This is a genomic window from Dactylosporangium sp. NPDC051484 (assembly GCF_040689395.1).
In the GTDB taxonomy this organism is placed as follows: Bacteria; Actinomycetota; Actinomycetes; order Mycobacteriales; family Micromonosporaceae; genus Dactylosporangium.
In genome coordinates this window covers 40,990-60,187 of record NZ_JBFAZX010000003.1, presented here as the reverse complement: position 1 = coordinate 60,187, position 19,198 = coordinate 40,990, and the positions used below count along the sequence as shown (strand labels likewise).

Here is a 19,198-nt window from a genome sequence, read left to right as displayed (position 1 = left end):
GGCTCAGACCGGGCTCAGACCGGGCGCTGGCGCTCGCGGCGGACCACCGGGCGGCGGCCCTTCAGCGTGGTGCGCCGCAGCGTGTCGATGACCTCGTCGACGGCGCTGTCGGGAACCTCGACCAGCGAGAAGCGGTCGGTGATCTCGATCGCGCCGATGTCCCGGCCGCTCAGGTTCGACTCGCCGGTGATCGCGCCGACGAGGTCCTGGGGCCGGATGCCGGCACTGCGGCCGGCGCCCACGAACAGCCGGGTCATGCCGCCCGCGGGGGTGCGCCGGCCCCCGGCGTCGCGGCCACGGCCCCGACCGTCCGCGTCGCGCACGCTCACCCGCCGGCCGGGGCGGTCCTCGCGCTCGCGCGGCTGCCGCACCGGTACCTCCGGAATCTCCTCCTGATCGCCCTCGCCGATGCCCGTCGACTCGTGCGCCAGCTTGACGGCGGCGAGCGCGATCTCCACCGGGTCGAACTCCTCGGAGAGGGACTCCACGACCACCCGGAACCGCTCGAGGTCGATGTCGGCGATGAGGCTCTCGTGCAGCGCGGCACGGGTCAGCTCGAGGCGCCGGGCGCGCAGGTCGGCGACCGAGGGCACCTTCTCGATCGCGATGCGCTGCTTGGTGACCCGCTCGATGGTCTTGAGCATCCGGTGCTCGCGCGGCTCGGCGAGGGTGATCGCCACACCCTCCCGGCCGGCGCGGCCGACGCGGCCGATGCGGTGCACATACGACTCGGGGGCCGACGGAACGTCGTAGTTCACCACGTGCGTCAGGTGCTCGACGTCGAGCCCGCGGGCCGCGACGTCGGTGGCGATGAGCAGGTCGGCGGTGCCGTTGCGCAGCCGCGCCATCACCCGGTCGCGCTGCTCCTGGCCCATGCCGCCGTGCAGGGCCTCCGCACGATACCCGCGCCCGTTGAGCGTCTCGGTCAGCGAGTCGACCTCGTCGCGGGTGCGGCAGAACACGATCGCGGCGCCGGGCGACTCGACGTCGAGCACGCGGCCGAGCGCGGCCGGCTTGTGCGCCCGCTGCACCACGTAGGCGACCTGGCGCACCAGCGGCGCCTCGCCCGCGGGCGTCGGCTCGCGCCCGATCTGGATGCGCACCGGGTCGCTGAGATGGCTGCGGGCCAGCCCGTCGATGCGCGGCGGCATCGTCGCCGAGAACAGCACCGTCTGCCTGTCCTCGGGCGTCGCCTGCAGGATGGCCTCGATGTCCTCGGCGAAGCCCATGTCGAGCATCTCGTCGGCCTCGTCGAGCACGACGACGCGCAGGTCGTGCAGGCGCAGTGTGCCGCGGCCGAGGTGGTCCAGCGCGCGGCCGGGGGTGGCGACCACGACGTCGACGCCGAACTCGAGCGAGCGCAGCTGCCGCCCGATGGGCTGGCCGCCGTAGATGGGCAGGACTCGGACGCCCAGATCCCGGCCGTATCGGTGGATGGCCTCCGAGACCTGCACCGCGAGCTCGCGGGTCGGCACCAGGACCAGCGCCGACGGGTTTTCGCCGCCGGGCCCCGGCAGGCACTGCAGCAGCGGCAGCGCGAAGGCGGCCGTCTTGCCGGTGCCCGTCGCGGCCTGCCCGAGCAGGTCACGGCCGGCGAGCATCGGCGGGATGGCCTCGCGCTGGATCGGGGTGGGCTCCTCGTATCCGAGGCCGGTCAGCGCCTTCAGCAGCTCGTCCCGCAGCCCGAGCTCGGCGAAGCCGAGGATGTCGTATTCGTTGGTGCTCGCGGTCACGGGTGGCTCCTTCTCGGCATGGCGGCCCTTCTAGCATCCCAAACGCTCGGATCCGCATGGTGGCGCGGTCGCCGTGTGTGATGTGTGACCGGATAGTGTTTGAACGTGGCGGACGATTCGCGGCCCGAAGCCTCGGGCGAAGCCTGGCGCGAGCAGCGGGCCCGGGCGGTCGCGCACCACGGCGCGCAGCTCGAACGCCGCCGCGAGGCCGAGGCCAACCAGGCCATGAGCCTCATAGCCGATTTCGTGTCCGCCGCACGCGAGTCCGGCCCGCCGCCGGTGCCGCTGCGCGCCCGCTCCTACACTGGCCGCACCTACCGGACGTCGCTGCGCGGTTGGTATCTCGATTCCGCCCGCACGATCGCGATTTCCGAGGCCGGGAAGTACTACTCGCTGCTCGTCCCGCCGTCGGCCCGCTCGTGGCTGACCGGCGCGGCCCCGGCCCCGCGGCCGCCGCGCCTGATCGTCGGCGAGGGCGCCCGCGACGGCGAGTCGATGCCGCTCGCCACGCTGCTGCAGCGCCTCCTGAGCACCGCGACCGTCCCGGTCAGGCGGTCCGGATGAACTCGGGCGGGACGGCGTCGGTGAGCCACACACCGTTGTCGGAGCGGTAGAACGCGTGCCCGGCGCGGGCCATCCGCGCGGCGAGCACGGTGAGGATGACGATCGCGCCGCCGCGGCGGGCCCCCACGCGCCGAGCCGTGTCCGTGTCGGGCGACAGGTGGACGTGGTGACGCCCGCCCTTGTTCAGCCCCGTGGCCTGAATCGAGGCGAGGGCGCCGGCGCTGGTGCCGTGAAACAGCACCTCCGGCGGCTCGGCCTCGGCGAGCCCGAGCTCGACGGGCACCGAGTGCCCCTGGTTCGCCCGGATCCGCTCCACCCCGTCCTCCCCGACGACAATGGCGAAGCGCTGCTTGTCGTTGCCCGCGACGACGGCGTCGAGCGTCTCGCGGTCGATGCCCATGGCCGCGAGGAACGTCGGCAACGCCACCCACCCGGCGTCGTCGAGCACGATCCCGGCGCGCGCGGGATCGTGGCGGAGCGCCTTGGACATCCGCTTACTGATCTTGACTAACTGACCGTATTCCATATCGGTCCCAATTGTGCGCCCACAACGTCACCCGCCTCACCGCATTTTCCACGACGCGTCCCGCCCCGGATCCGCCGCGGAGTCAGCCGAGGTCAGGTGCGGCGGTGGGACTCGTGGACCACCCGGTCCGGGCGCAGGACGACGGTGCGGCCGCGCATCCAGCGGCGCAGTTCGCCGGTCGGGTCGAGGGCCGCGGTGACGGCGACCAGGCGGCGGCCGTCGTGGCCGGGCGGGGGCTCGCCCGGGTGCAGCACCGCCCAGCCGGGGCCGAGCACCTCGTCCAGCCGGACGCTGCGGCCCCGCCACGTCACCGAGGGCTGCGGCGCCAGGGTGCCCGCCCGGCGGCCCCGGCCGGCGCCGCGCAGCGGAGGGCTGGTCGAGCGCAGCGCCAGGGTCTTGAGGCCGGGCAGGCGCCAGATCGCGCTGAGCACGACCCGGCGCACGGCCGCGGCGCGGTCCTGGCCGCCGGTCATCGCCCAGCCGGCCACGATCGCCAGGCGGATCTGGGCGCGCACATGCGGGGCGCGCTCACGCTCATAGGAGTCGAGCAGATCCCCGGCGCCGCCCGAGGTGGTCAGGTCGGCGGCCAGCTTCCATGCCAGGTTGTACGCGTCGCGCAGGCCCGCGCCCAGGCCCTGGCCGATGAACGGCGGCGTCTGGTGCGCGGCGTCACCCAGCAGAAACACCCGCCCGGACTGCCAGCGGTCGGCGACCTCGGCGCGGAAGGTGTACTCCGCCCGGCGCACGATCCGCACCGCGACCTCACCCAGCCACGGTGCGAGCAGCGCGCCGACGTCCACCTCGGGCTCGCCGTCGAAAAGGCGGAACTCCCAGCGGTAGCGCCGCGGGCCCAGCTGCATGAAGGTCGCGGCGCGGCGTGGGTCGCACACCTGGTGCACGCCGCCCCAGGCGCCAAGGTCGGCCTCGCACTCGCCGTCGACGACGAGCCAGCGCTGGGCGAAACGCAGATCGACACGGCGCGCGCCGATGAGGTCGCGGACGGTGCTGTTCGCGCCGTCGCACCCGAGCACGGCCGAGGCCGGCATGGCGTGTTCGGTGCCGTCGGAGATCATGCGGTACCGGACGATCGAGGAGGAGACGGCGAAGACCTCGGCGCCGCCGACGAACTCGACCAGTTCGAGCCGCGCCATCCGGGCCCGCAGCAGGCGCTCGAGATCGGGCTGGTCGAACATGTTCGCCTGCGGGTAACCGTGCGGGCCGCGCGCGGCGTCCCGGCGGAACTCGGCCATCACCCGGTGCCGCCCGTCGAGCAGCCGCAGCCCCAGCCCGGGCCGGCTGACCCGCCGGAAGTCCTCGGCCACGCCGATCTCCTGCAGGATGCGCATCACCTCGTCGTCGGCGTGGACGGCGCGGGGCAGCGGGTAGGGCTCGGTGTAGCGGTCCAGAACCAGGCACGGGATGCCGCGCTGCGCGAGCAGGATCGCGGCCGCGACGCCCACGGGGCCCGCCCCGACGACCACGACGCGATCCACCCGCACGAATCTACGCCATAACCCGCACCCGGCTCGCGCACCGAAGCGAACCACCCTCCGGACGATGCACGACCCGCGCCGGGCACGTGAGAGTCCCGGCAGGGCGGGTAGAGCGCGTCCGGCACCACCGAAACCCCAACGCAGGCAGGAGAAGCAGATGGCACTCGACAACCCGGCCGACCTGTTCCTCTACGAGCTGTCGGGCATGTACGACGCCGAGCGCAAGAGCAACCAGATGGTGGGCGAAATCCTCGGGCGGACCGAGCAGAGCCCCCTCGCCCAGATCCTGCGGGCCCAGCAGCAGCAGGGCCAGCAGAAGATCCAGAACATCGAGGCGTGCTTCGCGATGATGGAGACCGAGCCCTCCGAGGTGCCGTGCATGACGCTCGACGGGATGCGCGCGGAGTTCCAGGCGTTCACCGAGCAGCGGCCCTCCATGGAGGCGATGGAGATCTACGCCGTCGACGCCGAGACCAAGCTGGCGCACTTCGGCATCGCCGGATACCAGAACCTCATCGACAAGGCGCTGCTCATGGGCGAGATGCAGTGCGCCCAGATCCTGCGCACCAACCTGGTGCAGAAGCAGGAGAACGCGGGCACGTTCGAGCGGATCAGCCACGAGCTCGGCCAGCGGGTGGTGATGAACGTCTAACCGCCGCCGGGTCGGGCCGCCGCGGATCGCACCGCGGCGGCCCGGCCGCCTCACACGTCTCGGAGCCGGCCGACCACGACGTTGGTCTCGGTCTCCTCGTCCGTCACCGTCTGCGGCTGCAGGCCGGCCGCCAGCAGCAGCGCGTGCGCGGCGTCCAGCTGGGCGGCGCCGGCCTCGGTGAGCAGGGCGCCGCCCGGGGCCAGCCACCCGGGGGCCTGCGCGGCGACGCGGCGCAGCACGTCCAGGCCGTCCGCGCCGCCGTCCAGCGCGGCACGGGCCTCGTGGACGCGGAATTCCTCGGGCAGGAAAGTGATCTCGGCGGTCGGCACGTACGGGACGTTGGCGAGCAGCACGTCGACCCGGCCGCGAAGGCCGGTCGGGAGCGGGGCGAACAGGTCGCCCTCGAAGACCTCCGCGATGACACCGGCCAGGTTGCGCCGGGCGCAGGCCACGGCCGCGGGGTCGATGTCGGAGGCGATGAGGCGCACACCCGCGAAGCCGCGCGCGACGACCAGGCCGAGGGCGCCGGTGCCACAGCACAGGTCGAGGACCGTCGCGCCGTCGCGGACCAGCGTGCGGGCGGTCGCGGTCAGCAGCTCCGTGCGGTGCCGGGGCACGAAGACGCCGTCGGCGATCACCAGGCGTACACCCGCGAAATCCGCATGACCGAGCACATGCTCCAGCGGAGCGCCGGCGACCCGGCGGACCACCATCGACTCCAGGGCCGCGGCGTCGGTCGCGGCGGCGAGCAGGTGATCGGCCTCCTCCTCGGCGAAGACGCACCCGGCGGCGCGCAGGCGGGAGACGAGCGCGGCGTGAGGCATCAGGCGTACAGGCCGCGGCTGTAGTTGGCCTCCGTGTAGTACTCCTCCAGCTCCTCCAGCGTCTCCGGGGTGTTCTGGACACTCTTGACCAGCGTCGCGTGCGACGGCAGCGCGCCCGGCGTCCACGTCTCGTGCTTCCACAGCTTCGAGCGCATGAACGCCTTCTGGCAGTGGAAGAAGATCGTGTCGATGTCGACCACCACGGCCAGGACCGGGCGGTGGCCCTCGACGACGAGCTCGTCGAACCACGGCGCGTCGGTGAGCAGCCGGGCGCGGCCGTTGATCCGCAGGGTCTCGCGGCGGCCCGGAACCAGAAAGATCAGCCCGACGTGCGGGTTGGCCAGGATGTTGCGGAAGCCGTCGGCGCGCTTGTTCCCGGGGCGCTCCGGGACGGCGATCGTTCGGTCGTCGATGACGTAGGTGAATCCCGGCGGGTCGCCCTTGGGCGAGACGTCGCAGTTGCCCTCCCCGTCGGACGTGCCGACGAGGACGAAGGGCGACAGGGCGAGCCAGTCGCGGTCGGTCCGGCAGAGGCGGTCACGTTCCTTGGCCACGGCCCGGGGCTTCGGCGACCCGAGCAGCTCCTCCAGTTCTGTCACCGAGGTGATCTGCATGGCATCAGAATACGTCCGGTAACAGCCGGTCTAGTCCCTATGCGTGGTCCGTGGTGGTCGTGGGCGGCGTGGTGGGCTCGGCCGGTGCGGCGGGTGGTGGCTCGGTGGCCGGCGGTGCGGCGACGGGTGCGAAGTGGACCGAGGGATCGGGGCAGAGCATGTACGGCGCCGGCAGCGGGTATCCGCCGCCGTGATGGACGGGCGCCAGCCAGGCCGGCGCCGGCGGTGCCGGGGTGCGCGGGACGAAGTAGCGGTGCGCGGGAGGCAGGGCCACCAGCAGCACCACCGCGCCCGTCAACCCGAGCACCGCCAGCGCGCCGGCGACACCCAGCGGGACGGACACCTCGGCGAACGTGTCCGAACCCGAGTACAGGGTTTCGAGAAACTTGGAATCCTGCGGCGGCATCTCGTCGAACCCGGAGACGTCCCCATTGTCGAGGGCGAAGAACAACGGCGCGAGCAGAAACCCGCCGCAGCTCGGCAGCAGACAGACCAGCAGCTGCCCACCCCCGGCGACGAAGACGAGGATCCGCGCGATGTTGCTGCCCCGCAGGACCGGCACCGCCGTCGCGGCGAGCCAGACCGCCAGCAGCAGCGTCGGCATGCCGAGGAACAGCGCCGCGAAGACGTTTCCGGACCGCTCCGAGCTCACCGCGGCCGGGTTCGTGTCTGGCACCAGCGCGGCGGCTCGGGAGATCTCGCCGTCGAAGTGCACCGCATAGGCGACGACCAGTCCGGCAATACCGAGCAGCAGGGCCACGGCGGCGAACTGTAACCAGAACGCGATCGTCACCTGCGCGGGCCGGGGTGGACGTGCGGCATCGGCGGTCATGACTGAGGACAGTAGCGGGTGCCGCGTCGCATCCGGACACACCCGTTCGGCCAGAATCAGCCAGGCGGTCGTCTCAGGCGACGGCCGGGATGACCCGCTCGCCGTAGGCGGCGAGCGTGGACTCCTTCGCGTCGTGCTGCAGGTACACGGCGAACTGGTCCGCGCCGAGTTCCTTGAGCTCGGCGAGGCGCCCGCGGTGGTGCTCGACCGGGCCGAGGACGCAGAAGCGGTCCACGATCCCGTCGGGGACGAAGTCGGCGTGGATGTTGCCGGCCCGGCCGTGCTGGGCGTAGTCGTAGCCCTGACGTCCCTTGATGTAGTCGGTCAGCGCCGTCGGTACGGTGCCGTCGGCGCCGTAGCGGGCCACGATGTCCGCGACGTGGTTGCCGACCATGCCGCCGAACCAGCGGGTCTGGTCGCGCTGGTGGGCCATCGACTCCGGGGAGTCGTCGCCGACGTAGGCGGGGGCGGCGACGCAGAACCTGATCGCCGCCGGGTCGCGGCCCGCCCGCTCGGCCGCCTCCCGCACCGCCTTGATCATCCAGGCGGCGATGTCCGGGTCGGCCAGCTGCAGGATGTACCCGTCGCCGACCTCGCCGGCCAGCGCGAGTGCCTTGGGTCCGTAGGCGGCCACCCACACCTCGAGCCGGCTGTCGGGCGCCCACGCGAACCGCAGGTCACGGTCGCCCAGGCGCACCGATCGGCCGTTGCCCAGCTCGCGGATCACCCGCACGCACTCGCGCAGCTCGGCGAGCGTGGCCGGGCGGGAGCCCAGCACGCGCAGTGCCGAGTCGCCGCGGCCGATGCCGCAGACGGTGCGGTTGCCGTACATCTCGTTGAGCGTCGCGAACAGTGACGCGGTGAGCGTCCAGTCGCGAGTGCCGGGGTTGGTCACCATCGGCCCGACGACGACCCGATCGGTGTCGGCGAGGATCCTGCTGTGGATGACGAACGGCTCCTGCCACAGCACGTGGGAGTCGAACGTCCACACGTGGCTGAAACCGGCCGCCTCGGCCCGCTTGGCAAGCTCCACCACGCCCATCGCGGGCGGGTCGCACTGCAGCACCACCCCTACGTCCATGACGTCACCGCACTCTCGGGAAGCCCCGGGTAACCTGCCCTCCGGGTCGGCGAAGTAACCCGTGCGCCGAGGGGCTGCGCACGGGCCGGCAGCGACGACGGGACGAGAGGACGCGGCATGCGATACGTGGCGATCGGCGACAGTTTCACCGAGGGGATGGGCGACGAGCGCCCGGACGGCTCGCCACGCGGCTGGGCCGACCTGGTGGCGGCGGGCCTGGCCGCGGCGAACGGCGGTGCCGTACGGTACGCGAACCTCGCCGTCCGCGGCCGCCTGCTGGAGCCGATCGTCACGGAGCAGCTCGACGCCGCCCTGGCCATGTCGCCGGCACCGACCCTGCTCTCGCTCAACGGCGGCGGCAACGACATGATGCGTCGCGGCGCCGACCTGAACCGGCTGCTGGAGCTGACCGAGCGGGCGGTGCTGCGCTGCGGCGCCGCGGGCGTGCGGCTGCTGCTGCTCAGCGGCGCGGACCCGTCGGAGCACCTGCCGTTCGGCCGGGTCCTGCGCCGCCGCGGCGAGCTGCTCACCGAGGCGGTCAAGGACCTCGCTGTGCGCCACGACATCCTGTTCGTCAACGTCTTCGGCGACACCGAGATCCGCCGCGCCGCGTACTGGTCCGCCGACCGCTTGCACCTCAACGCCACCGGCCACCGGCGGGTCGCCGGGCTCGTGCTGGACGCCCTGGGCCTGCCCGCCACCGAGCACCGCGCCGACGCCGCGCCGACGCCGGCCCGCCGCCTGCTGGCCGAGGCACGCTACTACCGCGAGCACGTCCTGCCGTGGGTCAGCCGGCGCCTGCGCGGCCGGTCGTCGGGCGACGGACGCGCGGCCAAGTATCCGGACTGGACGGCCGCCCCCGCGTAGGACCGCCAGGTCGCGCGCGGCCGCCTTGTCAGCCCGTCTGACCCGCGCGCCCTCAGCCGCGGATCAGGGCGGCGGTCTGCTCGGCGATCGAGTACTCCTCGTCGGTAGGCACCACGCAGACCGCGACCCGTGCCTCGTCCGGGCTGACGATGCGCTCGTTGGCGGCGTTGCGGGCCTCGTCGACCTCGATGCCCCACGTCTGCAGGCCGGCCAGCGACGCCGCCCGGACCGCCGGCGCGTGTTCGCCGACGCCGGCGGTGAACACGACCGCGTCGAGGCGGCCGAGGACGGCGTGGTAGGCCCCGACGTACTTGCGGATGCGGTGGCAGTACACGTCGAACGCCAGCGTCGCGTCCTCGTCGCCGGCGGCGCGGCGCTCCAGCACGGTGCGCATGTCGTTGACCCCGGCCAGGCCGAGCAGGCCGGCGTGGCGCAGCAGCACGTCGTCGACGGCGGCGAAGTCCATCCCGGCGACCCGGTTGAGGTAGGAGCCGACGGCCGGGTCGAGGTCGCCCGAGCGGGTGCCCATGACCAGGCCCTCCAGCGGCGTGAGGCCCATCGACGTGTCGACGCTACGCCCGCCCCGCACGGCGGTGGCGCTGGCGCCGTTGCCCAGGTGCAGCACGATGAGGTTCAGCTCCTCCAGCGGCCGCCCCAGCAGGGTCGCGGTGCGCCCGGCGACATAGGCGCACGAGGTGCCGTGGAAACCGAATCTGCGGATGTCGTACCGCCGGGCGAGGTCGCGGTCGATCGCATACGTGGCGGCGGCCTGCGGCAGGGTCGCGTGGAACGCGGTGTCGAACACGGCCACGTGCGGCACCGACGGCAGCATCTCCCGGGCCGCCTCGATGCCGATGATGCCGCCCGGGTTGTGCAGCGGGGCGAGGGGGATGAGCTCGCGCAGCGCGGCGAGCACAGTGTCGTCGATGAGGGCGGGGCGCTCGAAGCGCGACCCGCCGTGCACGATGCGATGCCCGACCGCCTCGATCGGGGTGGCGCCGAGCCCGTCGAGCACCTGTTCCATGGCGGCGGCGTGGTCCGGCACGCCGCCCGGCTCGCCGATCTTCTCGACCAGGCCGCGCTCGCCGGCGGTGGGGTCGTCGAGGTCCACGACACGGAACTTCACCGAGGAGGAGCCGCTGTTGAGCACCAGGATCATGCCAGGCAGACTACTGCGGTGGCCCGCATCGTGTACCTCGTCGAGCACGGACCGGACTCCGGCAAGTCGGCCGTGGCCCTCGGACTCGCCGAGTTGTTGTCCCGTAAGGTCCCCCGCATCGGCGTCTTCCGGCCGGTCGCCCCGGCGTCGGACGACGTTCTGCTGGAGTTGCTGCGCCTGCGGTACGGCATCGGGGACGATCGCCTGTTCGGCGTGACCTTCGCGGAGGCGTCGGCGATGCTCGCCGCCGGGCGGTCCGAGGAGCTCGTGGGGCAGATCGTCGAGCGCTTCCGGCCCGTGGCGCAGCAGCACGACGCCGTCGTCGTCATCGGCACCGACATCGACGACGACCTGGCGTTCAACGTCCGGCTCGCCCACGAGTTCGGCGCCGTGGTCGTGTCGGTCGTCAACGGCTCCGGCGCCGACGCGGCCACGCTGGACTCCGAGGCCCGGCAGGCCTATCACGCGCTGGCCGACCTGGACGCGACCGTCGCGGCCGTGATCCTCAACAAGACCCCGGGGATCGTGCCCCCGCCCGAGCTGCCGGTCGCCTGCTACGTGATCCCCGACGTGCCCACCATCGGCGCGCCCACGGTCGGCGAGGTCGCCGCCCAGCTCGGGGCGAGCGTGGTCACCGCCGGCCGCGGCGACAAGGACGCGGCGCTGGGCCGCGACGTGCTCGACTACGTTGTCGGCGCTGCCCAGGTGCCCGCGCTGCTGACGCACCTGACCCCGAACTGCCTGCTCATCACCCCCGGCGACCGCGCCGACCTGCTGGTCGCGGCGGGCGCCGCGCACGCATCGGGCCTGGTGCCGCTGGCCGGGATCGTGCTGACGCTGGGCATCGCACCCGACCCGGCGGCGCTGGAGCTCTTCGAGCGGCTCAACCCGGGCCTGGCGGTGCTGTCGGTGCCGAAGGCCAGCTACGACACGATCGCCGCCTCGACACGGGTGGAGCACCGGCTCAGCGCGGCCAACCCGCGCAAGGTCGAGGCCGCCCTCGGCGCGTTCGAGTCCAATGTGGACACTGCGGGCCTGGCCGACGTGCTCGAATTGACCGGCTCGGCGCGCGTGACGCCGCTGATGTTCGAGTACGACCTCATCGACCGCGCCCGGGCGGACAAGCGGCATCTGGTGCTGCCCGAGGGCAGCGAGGAGAGAATCCTCCGCGCCGCGGACATCCTGCTGCGCCGGGGCGTGGCCGGCCTGACCCTGCTCGGCGACCCGGCCGCGATCCGGGCCCGGGCCCGCGACCTGGGCCTGGACGTCGGCGCCGCGCGGCTGATCGACCCGGTGACCAGCCCGCTGCGCGAGGAGTTCGCCCAGGTCTACCGGGACGTGCGCGCCCACAAGGGCGTCACGCTCGACCTGGCCCGCGACGTGGTGCGCGACGTGTCGTACTTCGGCACGCTCATGGTGCAGCTGGGCCACGCCGACGGCATGGTCTCCGGCGCCACCCACACCACCGCCGCCACCATCCGCCCCGCCTTCGAGATCATCAAGACCGTCCCGGGGCTCAGCGTCGCCTCCAGCGTCTTCTTCATGCTGCTGCCCGACCGGGTCCTCGTCTACGGCGACTGCGCCGTCAACCCCGACCCCGACGCCGCGCAGCTGGCCGACATCGCGCTGTCCTCGGCCGACACCGCCGCCCGCTTCGGCGTCACGCCGCGCGTGGCGATGCTGTCGTACTCCACCGGCACCTCCGGCGCCGGCGCCGACGTCACCAAGGTCGCCGAGGCCACCGCGATCGTGCGCGCGCGCCGCCCCGACCTGCCGGTCGAGGGCCCGATCCAGTACGACGCGGCGATCGATCCGGCCGTGGCCGCCACCAAGCTGCCCGGCAGCCCCGTCGCAGGCCAGGCGACGGTGTTCGTGTTCCCGGACCTGAACACGGGCAACAACACGTACAAGGCGGTGCAGCGCTCGGCGGGCGCGGTCGCGGTCGGCCCGGTCATGCAGGGCCTGCGCAAGCCGGTGAACGACCTGTCGCGCGGCGCGACGGTGAAGGACATCGTGAACACCGTCGCCATCACCGCGATCCAGGCCCAGAGTTCGTAGCGTTTCTTGTCGTACCCCGAGGGCACGATGAAGGCATGATTGCGAAACTCTCCACCGTCGTGCTGGACACGCCCGATCCGCACACCCTGGCGCGCTTCTACGCGGAGCTGCTCGGCCTGCGGATCACGAAGGTCGACAGCGACTGGATCGACGTCGGCGACGAGTCCGGCCGGGTCCTCAGCTTCCAGCTGGCGCCCAACCACATTCCGCCGCAGTGGCCGGACCCGAACTATCCGCAGCAGCTGCACCTGGACATCCGGGTCGACGACATCGACGCGGCCGAGTCGACGGCCCTGCGGATGGGCGCGCAGCTGCTGGCGACGCCGGAGGCTGGCTACCGCGTGTACAGCGACCCCGCCGGCCATCCCTTCTGCCTCGAGCACGACTGACCCGGCCGCCCCGATGCTCGGCAGCGCGCCTTACGCCCGGCCCGGGGTCGATGACCGGTCGCCGGGGCGCCGGTCATCGGTCGACCGTGGCCTTCGCGGGGCAGCCGTGCTGCTGCTGCCAGGCTTCGAGCTCGGCGACCGGGGACTTCTCCTCGCCGGCCTTCCAGGCGTCCAGGTAGGACCACGACCAGATGACCCCGCGCCGCGTCCACCAGTCGCCCGTCTTCTGGCACGCCGGAGAGAGCCCGAAGTGGATGTGGCAGGCGCTCGCGTCGCCGGTGCGGCCGACCTTGGCGACCGGCTGCCCGGCCACCACCTTCGCACCCGCCTCGATGCCGTTATTGATCGACGAGAAGTGCGACATGTAGTAGCGCGCGCCGTCGGTCCCGAGGATCGACACCGACAGCCCGCCGCGGGTGGCCCCGTCGTTGACCCTCGCGTTCCACGTGTCGACCCGCGCCACCTCGAGCACCGTGCCGTCGACCGGCGACAGCGCGTTGAGGCCGCAGTTGGCGATGATGTCGGAGGCCGGGTAGTCGTGGTGGTCGCGCGAGTAGGAACCCTTGCCCTGTAGCGGGAAGGCGTGCTTGGTCGTGCCACCGCCGGGCGCGCCGCTGGTGGCGCTCGCACCGGCTCCGTTGCCAGGGTCTCTGGAGGCCGGTGGGTCACCGTTGCCGGCCTGCCGCCCCTGCGACTGCTGGGCGACGGGCGGCGGAGTGCCGGCGGGGGCGGGGTCGCCGCAGCCACCCGCGCCGAGAACGGCCAGCGTCGCGATCCCGGCAAGACTCATACGCAGCGCAGACATCGCCCGCCACCCTACGCGCCGCACCCCAAGCCGCGCGATCCCGCACCATCCGGTCGCGCAGAGTTCCTGACCGATCGACCCCGAACTCTTCGTTGCGAGAACCGAGCGCCACTTGTTTGAAACGGCAAGATCTCGCCTGCCGGTGGCCCGCGACACGCGCGGGCCACCTGCGCAAACCGGTGCTTTACAGTCACCGCTGATCGGTGACGATCGCCGCAGTGCCTCAGGGCACTAGGGATGGACCTTCGGGTCCAGCACCAAGTGTTCGAGTTGACCGGCGTCGAGCGGCGGCTCCTTGCCCGTACCGTCGTCCATCACATCGGTGGTGGGCTTCATGTTGGCGGACAGCACATTCACGTAGACGCCATCCGCGCGCAGCACCGTAGCCACAAGGTCGATCCGGCGCCCCAAACCCGGGTGGGCCGGCCACTCAACCCGGCGCACCTGCAATGAGCTGCCGTTCACCGTCCGGGTGGTGCACGACACCTGGTACTCGTACCTGTCCTCGCACGGCTGCAGGGCTTCGCCCGGCTGCTGCGGATGCAGTGTGATGATGATCGACCCTGCGCGGTCGCCGGTCCACCCACGAGCGGTAATCCGATACCACCCCGGTACGGGGTCCCCCAGGCTTACTTTGCCAGCGCTGCTGGACACCGGGCTCATCTTGCCGGGGTCGGCGGTGAAGTCCGTGAGTGCCACCCCAGCCGCGACGAGCGCATTACGGACGTCGTCGGCGACCAACGTTGGGTCCGTGGCTTGACCACTGAGTGACAGCGGCGCCCCCGGAGTCTCCACCGGAGCGAGCGTGGCGGCCGAGCCGGCCAGCGACAGCGCGGTGACTGAGATCGCCGCAGCGGCCAACCCGGCGCCGCCGGCGACCGCCCAGCGTTGCCGGCGTACCCGCCGGCGCGAACGACGGATCATTGTGTCCAGGTCGAGCCGGCTGGGTGGCTCGTCATGGATGTGGCGGTCGAGCAGCTCGCGATACTCGTTCATGACATCAACGCTCCATTCGCTTGGTTGCCTGGACGCGCAGCGTGTGCAGCGCACGCGCGGTTTGGCTCTTCACGGTCTCCTCGGAGAGGCCGAGGATTTCGGCGGTCTGCTCAACGGTGAGGTCGCAGTAGAACCGCAGGACCAGCACGGCTCGGCGGCGTGGACCGAGCCCTTCCAGCCACCGATCGAGGTCGAGCCGATCAGCGACGCCGGAGTCGGCCGGGTCGGCTGGGGAGTCCGGTGCCTCGTCGTTGGCCAGCCATTCGCGCCGCCACGGCCGGCGCTGCTCGTCCAGCCACGCTCTGGACAGGATCATGTTGACGTAGCCGTCGAGGTTGGCGATGTGTGATCGCCGATGCCATATGCGGTACAGCTTGTCCAGCGCCGTTGCGACCAGATCGTCAGCCATGTGCCAGTCGTTGCAGAGCAGGTACGCCGTCCGCCGAAGAACTGACATCCGGGTGAGCGCGAACTCGCGGTACTCGGCCTCGTCGGGTGCCTTCACCGGAACACACCTGGGTCCGTTTGCATGTGTAGAAGACGGAACGGACCGACTGGCGGGTTGCCGGTGGGTCCCGGGCACGGACACAGATGCGTCAGGCACGAAGCGGGTTGGCGCGCAGGCCGCCGTTTCCATTGACCAGCCATGACCAGACATGCGCTTCTGAGGCTGACCGAGCGATCGACATGGAAGCTGCGACCGGCGGGTGGCGAGGGTCCATGCGGCCGCGGCCAGGAGGGCGAAGAGGGCGGCATCGGCGCCGGCATGGCGATCGTGGTGTGCCTGTCGCCGGCTGAAGGCAGGGCCGCTACCAACCCGGCCATGAACGACGACGCCCCCGCAGGCTTGGCCGAGCAGCTTGGTCACGCGGCCGTTTCCAGATGGCCCGACCGGCGGCAGCGACTGGCTCGTGGGCTTGGCGCAGAGCGGGCCGGAAGCCCATTTCGCGCCGATCGCGATGAGCGAGAGTCTGTACGAAACACCCGCGGACTACGACGGATCCATCGGCGAGCTGTATGACGAGGTCTATCGCGACTTCGGGCGTCGGCGCCTGCAGTATGTCGCCGCACTGACCGCGAAATGGGGTCCGCCGAAAGCGGACTCGTTCCAGGCGGAGCACGAGCGGGTGATGGGAAACGACAACAGCGTCTCAATGCTCGACTACGACCTCGCCCGTTTCACCAACGGTGAGCAGTTCCCGGCTTGGCGTCACGACGACCGTATCGTGGGTCTACTCCTCGGGCAGGTGGACAAGGAATTCCCTATCGTGCTGACGCTTGCCGTCATCGCACGGCCGACGCCGTAGGTCCGGCCGCGCCAGGTGACGCTGTGGGCATGACGAACCGCGCTCGATGCATGATCAGGTTCGCTCGCTCGCGCAGTCCGAGCGGGACAGTGAAAAGCGTCGGACACCGATCGCCTGCGCGGCGGTCCGTCAGCGCGGCGGTCCGGGCATCAATCGTGTGGCACGCTACGTACCGGCTCGCGGACATCGTCGAGCAGTTCTGGACAGACCGGCGCAGGGGAGCGATCACCACGTAGCGCGTCACCCAGCACGATGCCGATCCCGTGATCTGGAGCGCGCACATGCCGCTTTGACGCGCGGCAGCGCCCGAGTGCGTTTGACGCCGGCCTGGTGGGAGCCGGGGGCATCGGAAAGCGCGAGCAGCGTCGCCGTCGGCGACTCGCTGTACGAGGACGACGGCGGCGGCATCCGTGCGCCATCACGAGCCGCTGCGTCGCCTGTGGCCTGCTGGACGCGCGTAGGCGGACACCGTCACTGGGCGGGCGTCGGCCGGGCCGCCTCGGCGAGAGCGATGGTGAGCGCGTCGTGCAGGTTGTCGAACCGATGCCCGATCTCCGCGGCGAGGATGGCGCCGGCCTCACCGAGCACATCGTCCGTTTCCGGCCGGCAGGCGCGCCGGCTGCCCGCACACGTTGCCACCCGGCCTGCGCCTGGCCTGATCACGGGCCGAAGATGAGGCCTAGGAAGCACACCGCCATGATCACGAGCAGCGCGACCAGGGTGACCAGCACGACGATCGCCCGCCGTCCCGATACCGGGCGCAGCGCGGGCCAGCGAGCTGCGAGCGGCAGGCCCGGGACGGGCGCCGGCGACCTCTCGACACCGGGATCGCCGGCCAGCTCGGCGAGCAACGCGTCGGCGGCCGTGGCGGTGCCGCCCCGCTCGGCCAGCAGCGTCACGACCTCAGGGTGGCCGTACCGGATCAGCGCCACGAGCAAGTGCTCGGTGCCTACCTGCGCGGAGCCCGCCTCCCGCGCGATCACCGCGGCCGCCGCGAGCACCCGCTCGGTCGGCCCGGCCAACGAGGCCACATCCTCGATCGGCGCGGCGGGCTCCGGCGGCGGTACCGGCGGCACGGTCCATACCCGGACCACGTTGCCTCCGTCATACAAGGCGAGCGCCCTGGCCAGGTCGACCGGCGTCACGTTGGCGCGTCCGGCGGCCCGGCCCAGCGCGGCGCCTTCCCGCATGACGGCGCGTGCGTCGACCGTCAGGCGTGTGTAGCTCAGGGCCGAGCCCGCCCCCTTGACGGCCCGCAGCTCCTCCGGCGGCCCTTCGGTGCCCAGCGCTCCGGCCAGCCGGGCGAGCAGCGCATCGACGGTTTCGGCCGTCGCACCCCGCGCGCCGAGCCCCGCCACAACGTCCGGCGGCCCGTTCCGGACGAGCGCGGCGAGCAGGTGCTCGGTGCCGATGTGCGCGGCCGCCTCGGTCACCGCGACATGCAATGACCGCGTCAGGACCGCTCGCGCCGCCTTATCGAACCGGTGCGGCGCCTTCGGCGGCAGGCGCCTGCCTTGGGCGCCCGCGGGTTCGGCCGGCTCAGGTAGCTGCGGCGACGTCCAGATACCGGCGGTGTTGCCGACCGGCCGGGCGGCCAGCGCGGCGGCGAGATCGGCCGGGGTCATCTCCGGCCGGCCGGCGGCGACGGCGTAGTGCGGCACGAGCGCCAGCACCTGCCGCGTCTCGGCAGTGAACCGTTCGAACACGAGGCACTTTCTACCCGACCGCGCCGACCCACGGAACCCGGGCCTGATCCTGCACCATGCGCAGCGAGCGTCGCGGACCGGGCCGGGCGGCCGGCTGGTGCCCCTGGCGGAGCAGGACCGGTCGCGCTCAAGTCGGCACTCCTACATAGGGTGCGCACTCATGCCGAATAGCGTGCGTTTGGGTGAACGATCTCACCGGGAGGTTCGGCTCAATGAGGTGCTGGGTAGAAACGAGCTGGCTGGTGGCGATCTGGAGGCCCGTGCCAGCGGGCGAGGCTCGGCGCTGGTGGAGTCTGAAGGATACGGCTGAGCTCGATGGCATCGTAGAGTCGGCACCGGCGGTATGCCTCGGAAAGGTCGCGACGTGCGGCTGCGAGCCGGAGCCAGCCAGTCCGGCGCGGCGGGTGGCCGATCTGCTGTTCCTCCGTGGGACTCTTCCTGAGCAGTTCGCCGACGAGGAGGTCGATGCGTACGTGTTACCACTGCTGAACGAGGAGCTGCGCGACGCGCTGTTGGACGCCTTGCAGGCGAGGGATAACGATCTTCCGGCCTTGGATGCGGGCGACCGCGAGGAGATCGCGATCTTCCTCGACGAACACATGGGCGCACGTGTGCTGACCACATCACGAGGCGAGGTCATCGAAGCCCGCGTCGACCACCGGTGTTCTTCTAACGTCCGACTTCCGCTTTAGCCGATGACAATGCACGGTCACGGAGCGGGATCAGGTATCGGACCAAACCGGCATGAGGCCGCCGTCGCCATCGTAGAACAGGAACGGCCGTAGTTCAGGAGACGTGGCCAGGGTGCGATACAGCCTGGACGGGTTGCCGGCGGCGGCGTGGAACGGCTGGGAGCCGAGCAGGTTGCGAAGGTCGGAGAACGGCCACGCGGTATCGAGCAGCCGCCGGAGCTTGACCAGGATCGTCACCGCATTGTGCGGGACCCGGTCGACATAGATGTCGGCGTGGGTGGGCAGATCCCAGCTCGCCACCATCGCGCTGTGTCTGCAGCCGTGCAGGTGCTTGACAGCGTGCCCGGCGGAGCCCGGGCCGGCCTGGTGGCGCCACCACTCCACATCGATGGTCGCCCCGCCGGTTTCCAGCAGCGAACGCGTAAACCACGCCAGATCGGCGACCGGGGCGACGCCGCGCGCAGCGATAGCGACGACCTCATCCGGCAGACAGACGCCGTGCTCCTCGACGTAGTGCGCCAAACCCTCGGGCCACACGAAATGCTCACCATCCGTCTGCTCGGCACTGCCGTTTGCCGCACCACACAGCCGGCATACGGACACGCCAGCCGCGACGGCAAACACCGCGCCCGATCGGAGATACGCAGCAACAGCCCGCTGCACGGCGCTGTCGACTGCGGACACGAAGTCGCAAACATCGGGCAGCCCTTCCGGCGCCGTCCGCCCGTCCCAGTACCCGATCAACCTGAGGACTTTGGTCATGGTCAAACACACCGCCCGGGATCAAGGAGGCCAACGGTAGCAAGACAAGGGTGGGCAGCCATACCTATTGATCATCGGCTGAACTGAGCCAGTGCAGGGTGACTGAACCCCGGCCTTGCGGCATCCGCACATGCCACG

The 19,198-nt window shown here is 71.7% G+C and carries 21 protein-coding genes; 7 read left to right on the top strand and 14 right to left on the bottom strand.

The annotated features are described in order from the left end of the window. Nucleotides 1–14 precede the first annotated feature (14 nt). On the bottom strand, nucleotides 15–1,733 hold the full coding sequence (locus AB0367_RS06625) for a DEAD/DEAH box helicase (protein WP_366225190.1): 1,719 nt from the start codon (nucleotides 1,731–1,733) through the stop codon (nucleotides 15–17). A gap of 105 nt (nucleotides 1,734–1,838) precedes the next feature. On the opposite strand from AB0367_RS06625, the gene AB0367_RS06620 reads away from it, so the two are divergent. Then, nucleotides 1,839–2,297, top strand: coding sequence for a hypothetical protein (locus AB0367_RS06620; RefSeq protein ID WP_366225189.1), 459 nt, complete (start codon nucleotides 1,839–1,841; stop codon nucleotides 2,295–2,297). Here the strand turns inward: AB0367_RS06620 and AB0367_RS06615 are convergent. Together AB0367_RS06615 and AB0367_RS06610 are read right to left on the bottom strand one after the other, a co-directional pair. After that, complete coding sequence (locus AB0367_RS06615; RefSeq protein WP_366225188.1) at nucleotides 2,281–2,823, bottom strand: RNA 2'-phosphotransferase; 543 nt, start codon at nucleotides 2,821–2,823, stop codon at nucleotides 2,281–2,283. The genes AB0367_RS06620 and AB0367_RS06615 overlap by 17 nt on opposite strands. A 92-nt stretch (nucleotides 2,824–2,915) precedes the next feature. After that, nucleotides 2,916–4,316, bottom strand: a complete 1,401-nt coding sequence (locus AB0367_RS06610; protein WP_366225187.1) for a bifunctional 3-(3-hydroxy-phenyl)propionate/3-hydroxycinnamic acid hydroxylase — start codon at nucleotides 4,314–4,316, stop codon at nucleotides 2,916–2,918. 157 nt (nucleotides 4,317–4,473) lie between these two features. Here AB0367_RS06610 and AB0367_RS06605 point away from each other — a divergent pair, with 157 nt between their 5' ends. Continuing rightward, on the top strand, nucleotides 4,474–4,968 hold the full coding sequence (locus AB0367_RS06605) for a DUF892 family protein (protein ID WP_366225185.1): 495 nt from the start codon (nucleotides 4,474–4,476) through the stop codon (nucleotides 4,966–4,968). A gap of 50 nt (nucleotides 4,969–5,018) precedes the next feature. On the opposite strand, the gene AB0367_RS06600 is transcribed toward AB0367_RS06605, so the two are convergent. From AB0367_RS06600 to AB0367_RS06585, 4 genes are all read right to left on the bottom strand, one after another. Then, on the bottom strand, nucleotides 5,019–5,792 hold the full coding sequence (locus AB0367_RS06600) for a putative protein N(5)-glutamine methyltransferase (protein ID WP_366225184.1): 774 nt from the start codon (nucleotides 5,790–5,792) through the stop codon (nucleotides 5,019–5,021). Next, nucleotides 5,792–6,406, bottom strand: coding sequence for an MSMEG_1061 family FMN-dependent PPOX-type flavoprotein (locus AB0367_RS06595; protein WP_366225183.1), 615 nt, complete (start codon nucleotides 6,404–6,406; stop codon nucleotides 5,792–5,794). The genes AB0367_RS06600 and AB0367_RS06595 overlap by 1 nt, the downstream gene beginning before the upstream one ends. Nucleotides 6,407–6,443: 37 nt before the next feature. Next, nucleotides 6,444–7,238, bottom strand: a complete 795-nt coding sequence (locus AB0367_RS06590) for a hypothetical protein (protein WP_366225182.1) — start codon at nucleotides 7,236–7,238, stop codon at nucleotides 6,444–6,446. 73 nt (nucleotides 7,239–7,311) lie between these two features. Further along, the gene (locus tag AB0367_RS06585; protein WP_366225181.1) at nucleotides 7,312–8,319 is read right to left on the bottom strand and encodes a TIGR03842 family LLM class F420-dependent oxidoreductase; all 1,008 of its coding nucleotides are present in this window, start codon (nucleotides 8,317–8,319) and stop codon (nucleotides 7,312–7,314) included. A gap of 117 nt (nucleotides 8,320–8,436) precedes the next feature. Between AB0367_RS06585 and AB0367_RS06580 the strand changes: the two genes are divergently transcribed. Continuing rightward, nucleotides 8,437–9,186, top strand: coding sequence for an SGNH/GDSL hydrolase family protein (locus AB0367_RS06580; RefSeq protein WP_366225180.1), 750 nt, complete (start codon nucleotides 8,437–8,439; stop codon nucleotides 9,184–9,186). 52 nt (nucleotides 9,187–9,238) lie between these two features. Here AB0367_RS06580 and AB0367_RS06575 read toward each other — a convergent pair whose 3' ends face one another. Further along, the gene (locus AB0367_RS06575) at nucleotides 9,239–10,345 is read right to left on the bottom strand and encodes an acetate kinase (RefSeq protein ID WP_366225179.1); all 1,107 of its coding nucleotides are present in this window, start codon (nucleotides 10,343–10,345) and stop codon (nucleotides 9,239–9,241) included. Between the two features lie 18 nt (nucleotides 10,346–10,363). Between AB0367_RS06575 and pta the strand changes: the two genes are divergently transcribed. Both pta and AB0367_RS06565 read left to right on the top strand, forming a co-directional pair. Further along, a complete protein-coding gene (gene pta / locus AB0367_RS06570; RefSeq protein ID WP_366225178.1) occupies nucleotides 10,364–12,403 on the top strand; it encodes a phosphate acetyltransferase in 2,040 nt (679 codons plus the stop codon). Nucleotides 12,404–12,438: 35 nt separating this feature from the next. Beyond that, nucleotides 12,439–12,792 carry a VOC family protein gene (locus AB0367_RS06565; RefSeq protein ID WP_366225177.1) on the top strand — a complete coding sequence of 118 codons (354 nt, stop codon included), beginning with the start codon at nucleotides 12,439–12,441 and terminating at the stop codon, nucleotides 12,790–12,792. 73 nt (nucleotides 12,793–12,865) lie between these two features. Here AB0367_RS06565 and AB0367_RS06560 read toward each other — a convergent pair whose 3' ends face one another. The 3 genes from AB0367_RS06560 to AB0367_RS06550 form a co-directional block, all read right to left on the bottom strand. After that, entirely contained in the window at nucleotides 12,866–13,597 is a 732-nt protein-coding gene (locus AB0367_RS06560) for a M23 family metallopeptidase (RefSeq protein WP_366225176.1), read from the bottom strand. Between the two features lie 231 nt (nucleotides 13,598–13,828). Beyond that, a complete protein-coding gene (locus AB0367_RS06555; protein WP_366225175.1) occupies nucleotides 13,829–14,593 on the bottom strand; it encodes a hypothetical protein in 765 nt (254 codons plus the stop codon). 4 nt (nucleotides 14,594–14,597) lie between these two features. Further along, nucleotides 14,598–15,098 (bottom strand): SigE family RNA polymerase sigma factor, encoded by a 501-nt coding sequence (locus tag AB0367_RS06550; RefSeq protein WP_366225174.1) that lies wholly within the window; start codon nucleotides 15,096–15,098, stop codon nucleotides 14,598–14,600. 355 nt (nucleotides 15,099–15,453) lie between these two features. Between AB0367_RS06550 and AB0367_RS06545 the strand changes: the two genes are divergently transcribed. Beyond that, a complete protein-coding gene (locus AB0367_RS06545; RefSeq protein ID WP_366225173.1) occupies nucleotides 15,454–15,900 on the top strand; it encodes a hypothetical protein in 447 nt (148 codons plus the stop codon). A gap of 471 nt (nucleotides 15,901–16,371) precedes the next feature. On the opposite strand, the gene AB0367_RS06540 is transcribed toward AB0367_RS06545, so the two are convergent. Both AB0367_RS06540 and AB0367_RS06535 read right to left on the bottom strand, forming a co-directional pair. Beyond that, nucleotides 16,372–16,563, bottom strand: coding sequence for a hypothetical protein (locus tag AB0367_RS06540; RefSeq protein WP_366225172.1), 192 nt, complete (start codon nucleotides 16,561–16,563; stop codon nucleotides 16,372–16,374). Further along, complete coding sequence (locus AB0367_RS06535) at nucleotides 16,560–17,606, bottom strand: Clp protease N-terminal domain-containing protein (protein WP_366225171.1); 1,047 nt, start codon at nucleotides 17,604–17,606, stop codon at nucleotides 16,560–16,562. The genes AB0367_RS06540 and AB0367_RS06535 overlap by 4 nt, the downstream gene beginning before the upstream one ends. A 182-nt stretch (nucleotides 17,607–17,788) precedes the next feature. Between AB0367_RS06535 and AB0367_RS06530 the strand changes: the two genes are divergently transcribed. Further along, nucleotides 17,789–18,298 carry a hypothetical protein gene (locus AB0367_RS06530; RefSeq protein ID WP_366225625.1) on the top strand — a complete coding sequence of 170 codons (510 nt, stop codon included), beginning with the start codon at nucleotides 17,789–17,791 and terminating at the stop codon, nucleotides 18,296–18,298. Nucleotides 18,299–18,328: 30 nt separating this feature from the next. Here the strand turns inward: AB0367_RS06530 and AB0367_RS06525 are convergent, their stop codons facing one another. Then, nucleotides 18,329–19,060, bottom strand: a complete 732-nt coding sequence (locus AB0367_RS06525; RefSeq protein ID WP_366225170.1) for a hypothetical protein — start codon at nucleotides 19,058–19,060, stop codon at nucleotides 18,329–18,331. Between the last annotated feature and the right edge of the window lie 138 nt (nucleotides 19,061–19,198).

Coding starts and splice junctions, on each gene's coding strand:
- AB0367_RS06615 (WP_366225188.1), bottom strand. CDS start 2,823: ATGGAATACGGTCAGTTAGTCAAGATCAGTAAGCGGATGTCCAAGGCG.
- AB0367_RS06605 (WP_366225185.1), top strand. CDS start 4,474: ATGGCACTCGACAACCCGGCCGACCTGTTCCTCTACGAGCTGTCGGGC.
- AB0367_RS06600 (WP_366225184.1), bottom strand. CDS start 5,792: ATGCCTCACGCCGCGCTCGTCTCCCGCCTGCGCGCCGCCGGGTGCGTC.
- AB0367_RS06595 (WP_366225183.1), bottom strand. CDS start 6,406: ATGCAGATCACCTCGGTGACAGAACTGGAGGAGCTGCTCGGGTCGCCG.
- AB0367_RS06590 (WP_366225182.1), bottom strand. CDS start 7,238: ATGACCGCCGATGCCGCACGTCCACCCCGGCCCGCGCAGGTGACGATC.
- AB0367_RS06585 (WP_366225181.1), bottom strand. CDS start 8,319: ATGGACGTAGGGGTGGTGCTGCAGTGCGACCCGCCCGCGATGGGCGTG.
- AB0367_RS06580 (WP_366225180.1), top strand. CDS start 8,437: ATGCGATACGTGGCGATCGGCGACAGTTTCACCGAGGGGATGGGCGAC.
- AB0367_RS06575 (WP_366225179.1), bottom strand. CDS start 10,345: ATGATCCTGGTGCTCAACAGCGGCTCCTCCTCGGTGAAGTTCCGTGTC.
- AB0367_RS06565 (WP_366225177.1), top strand. CDS start 12,439: ATGATTGCGAAACTCTCCACCGTCGTGCTGGACACGCCCGATCCGCAC.
- AB0367_RS06560 (WP_366225176.1), bottom strand. CDS start 13,597: ATGTCTGCGCTGCGTATGAGTCTTGCCGGGATCGCGACGCTGGCCGTT.
- AB0367_RS06555 (WP_366225175.1), bottom strand. CDS start 14,593: ATGAACGAGTATCGCGAGCTGCTCGACCGCCACATCCATGACGAGCCA.
- AB0367_RS06525 (WP_366225170.1), bottom strand. CDS start 19,060: ATGACCAAAGTCCTCAGGTTGATCGGGTACTGGGACGGGCGGACGGCG.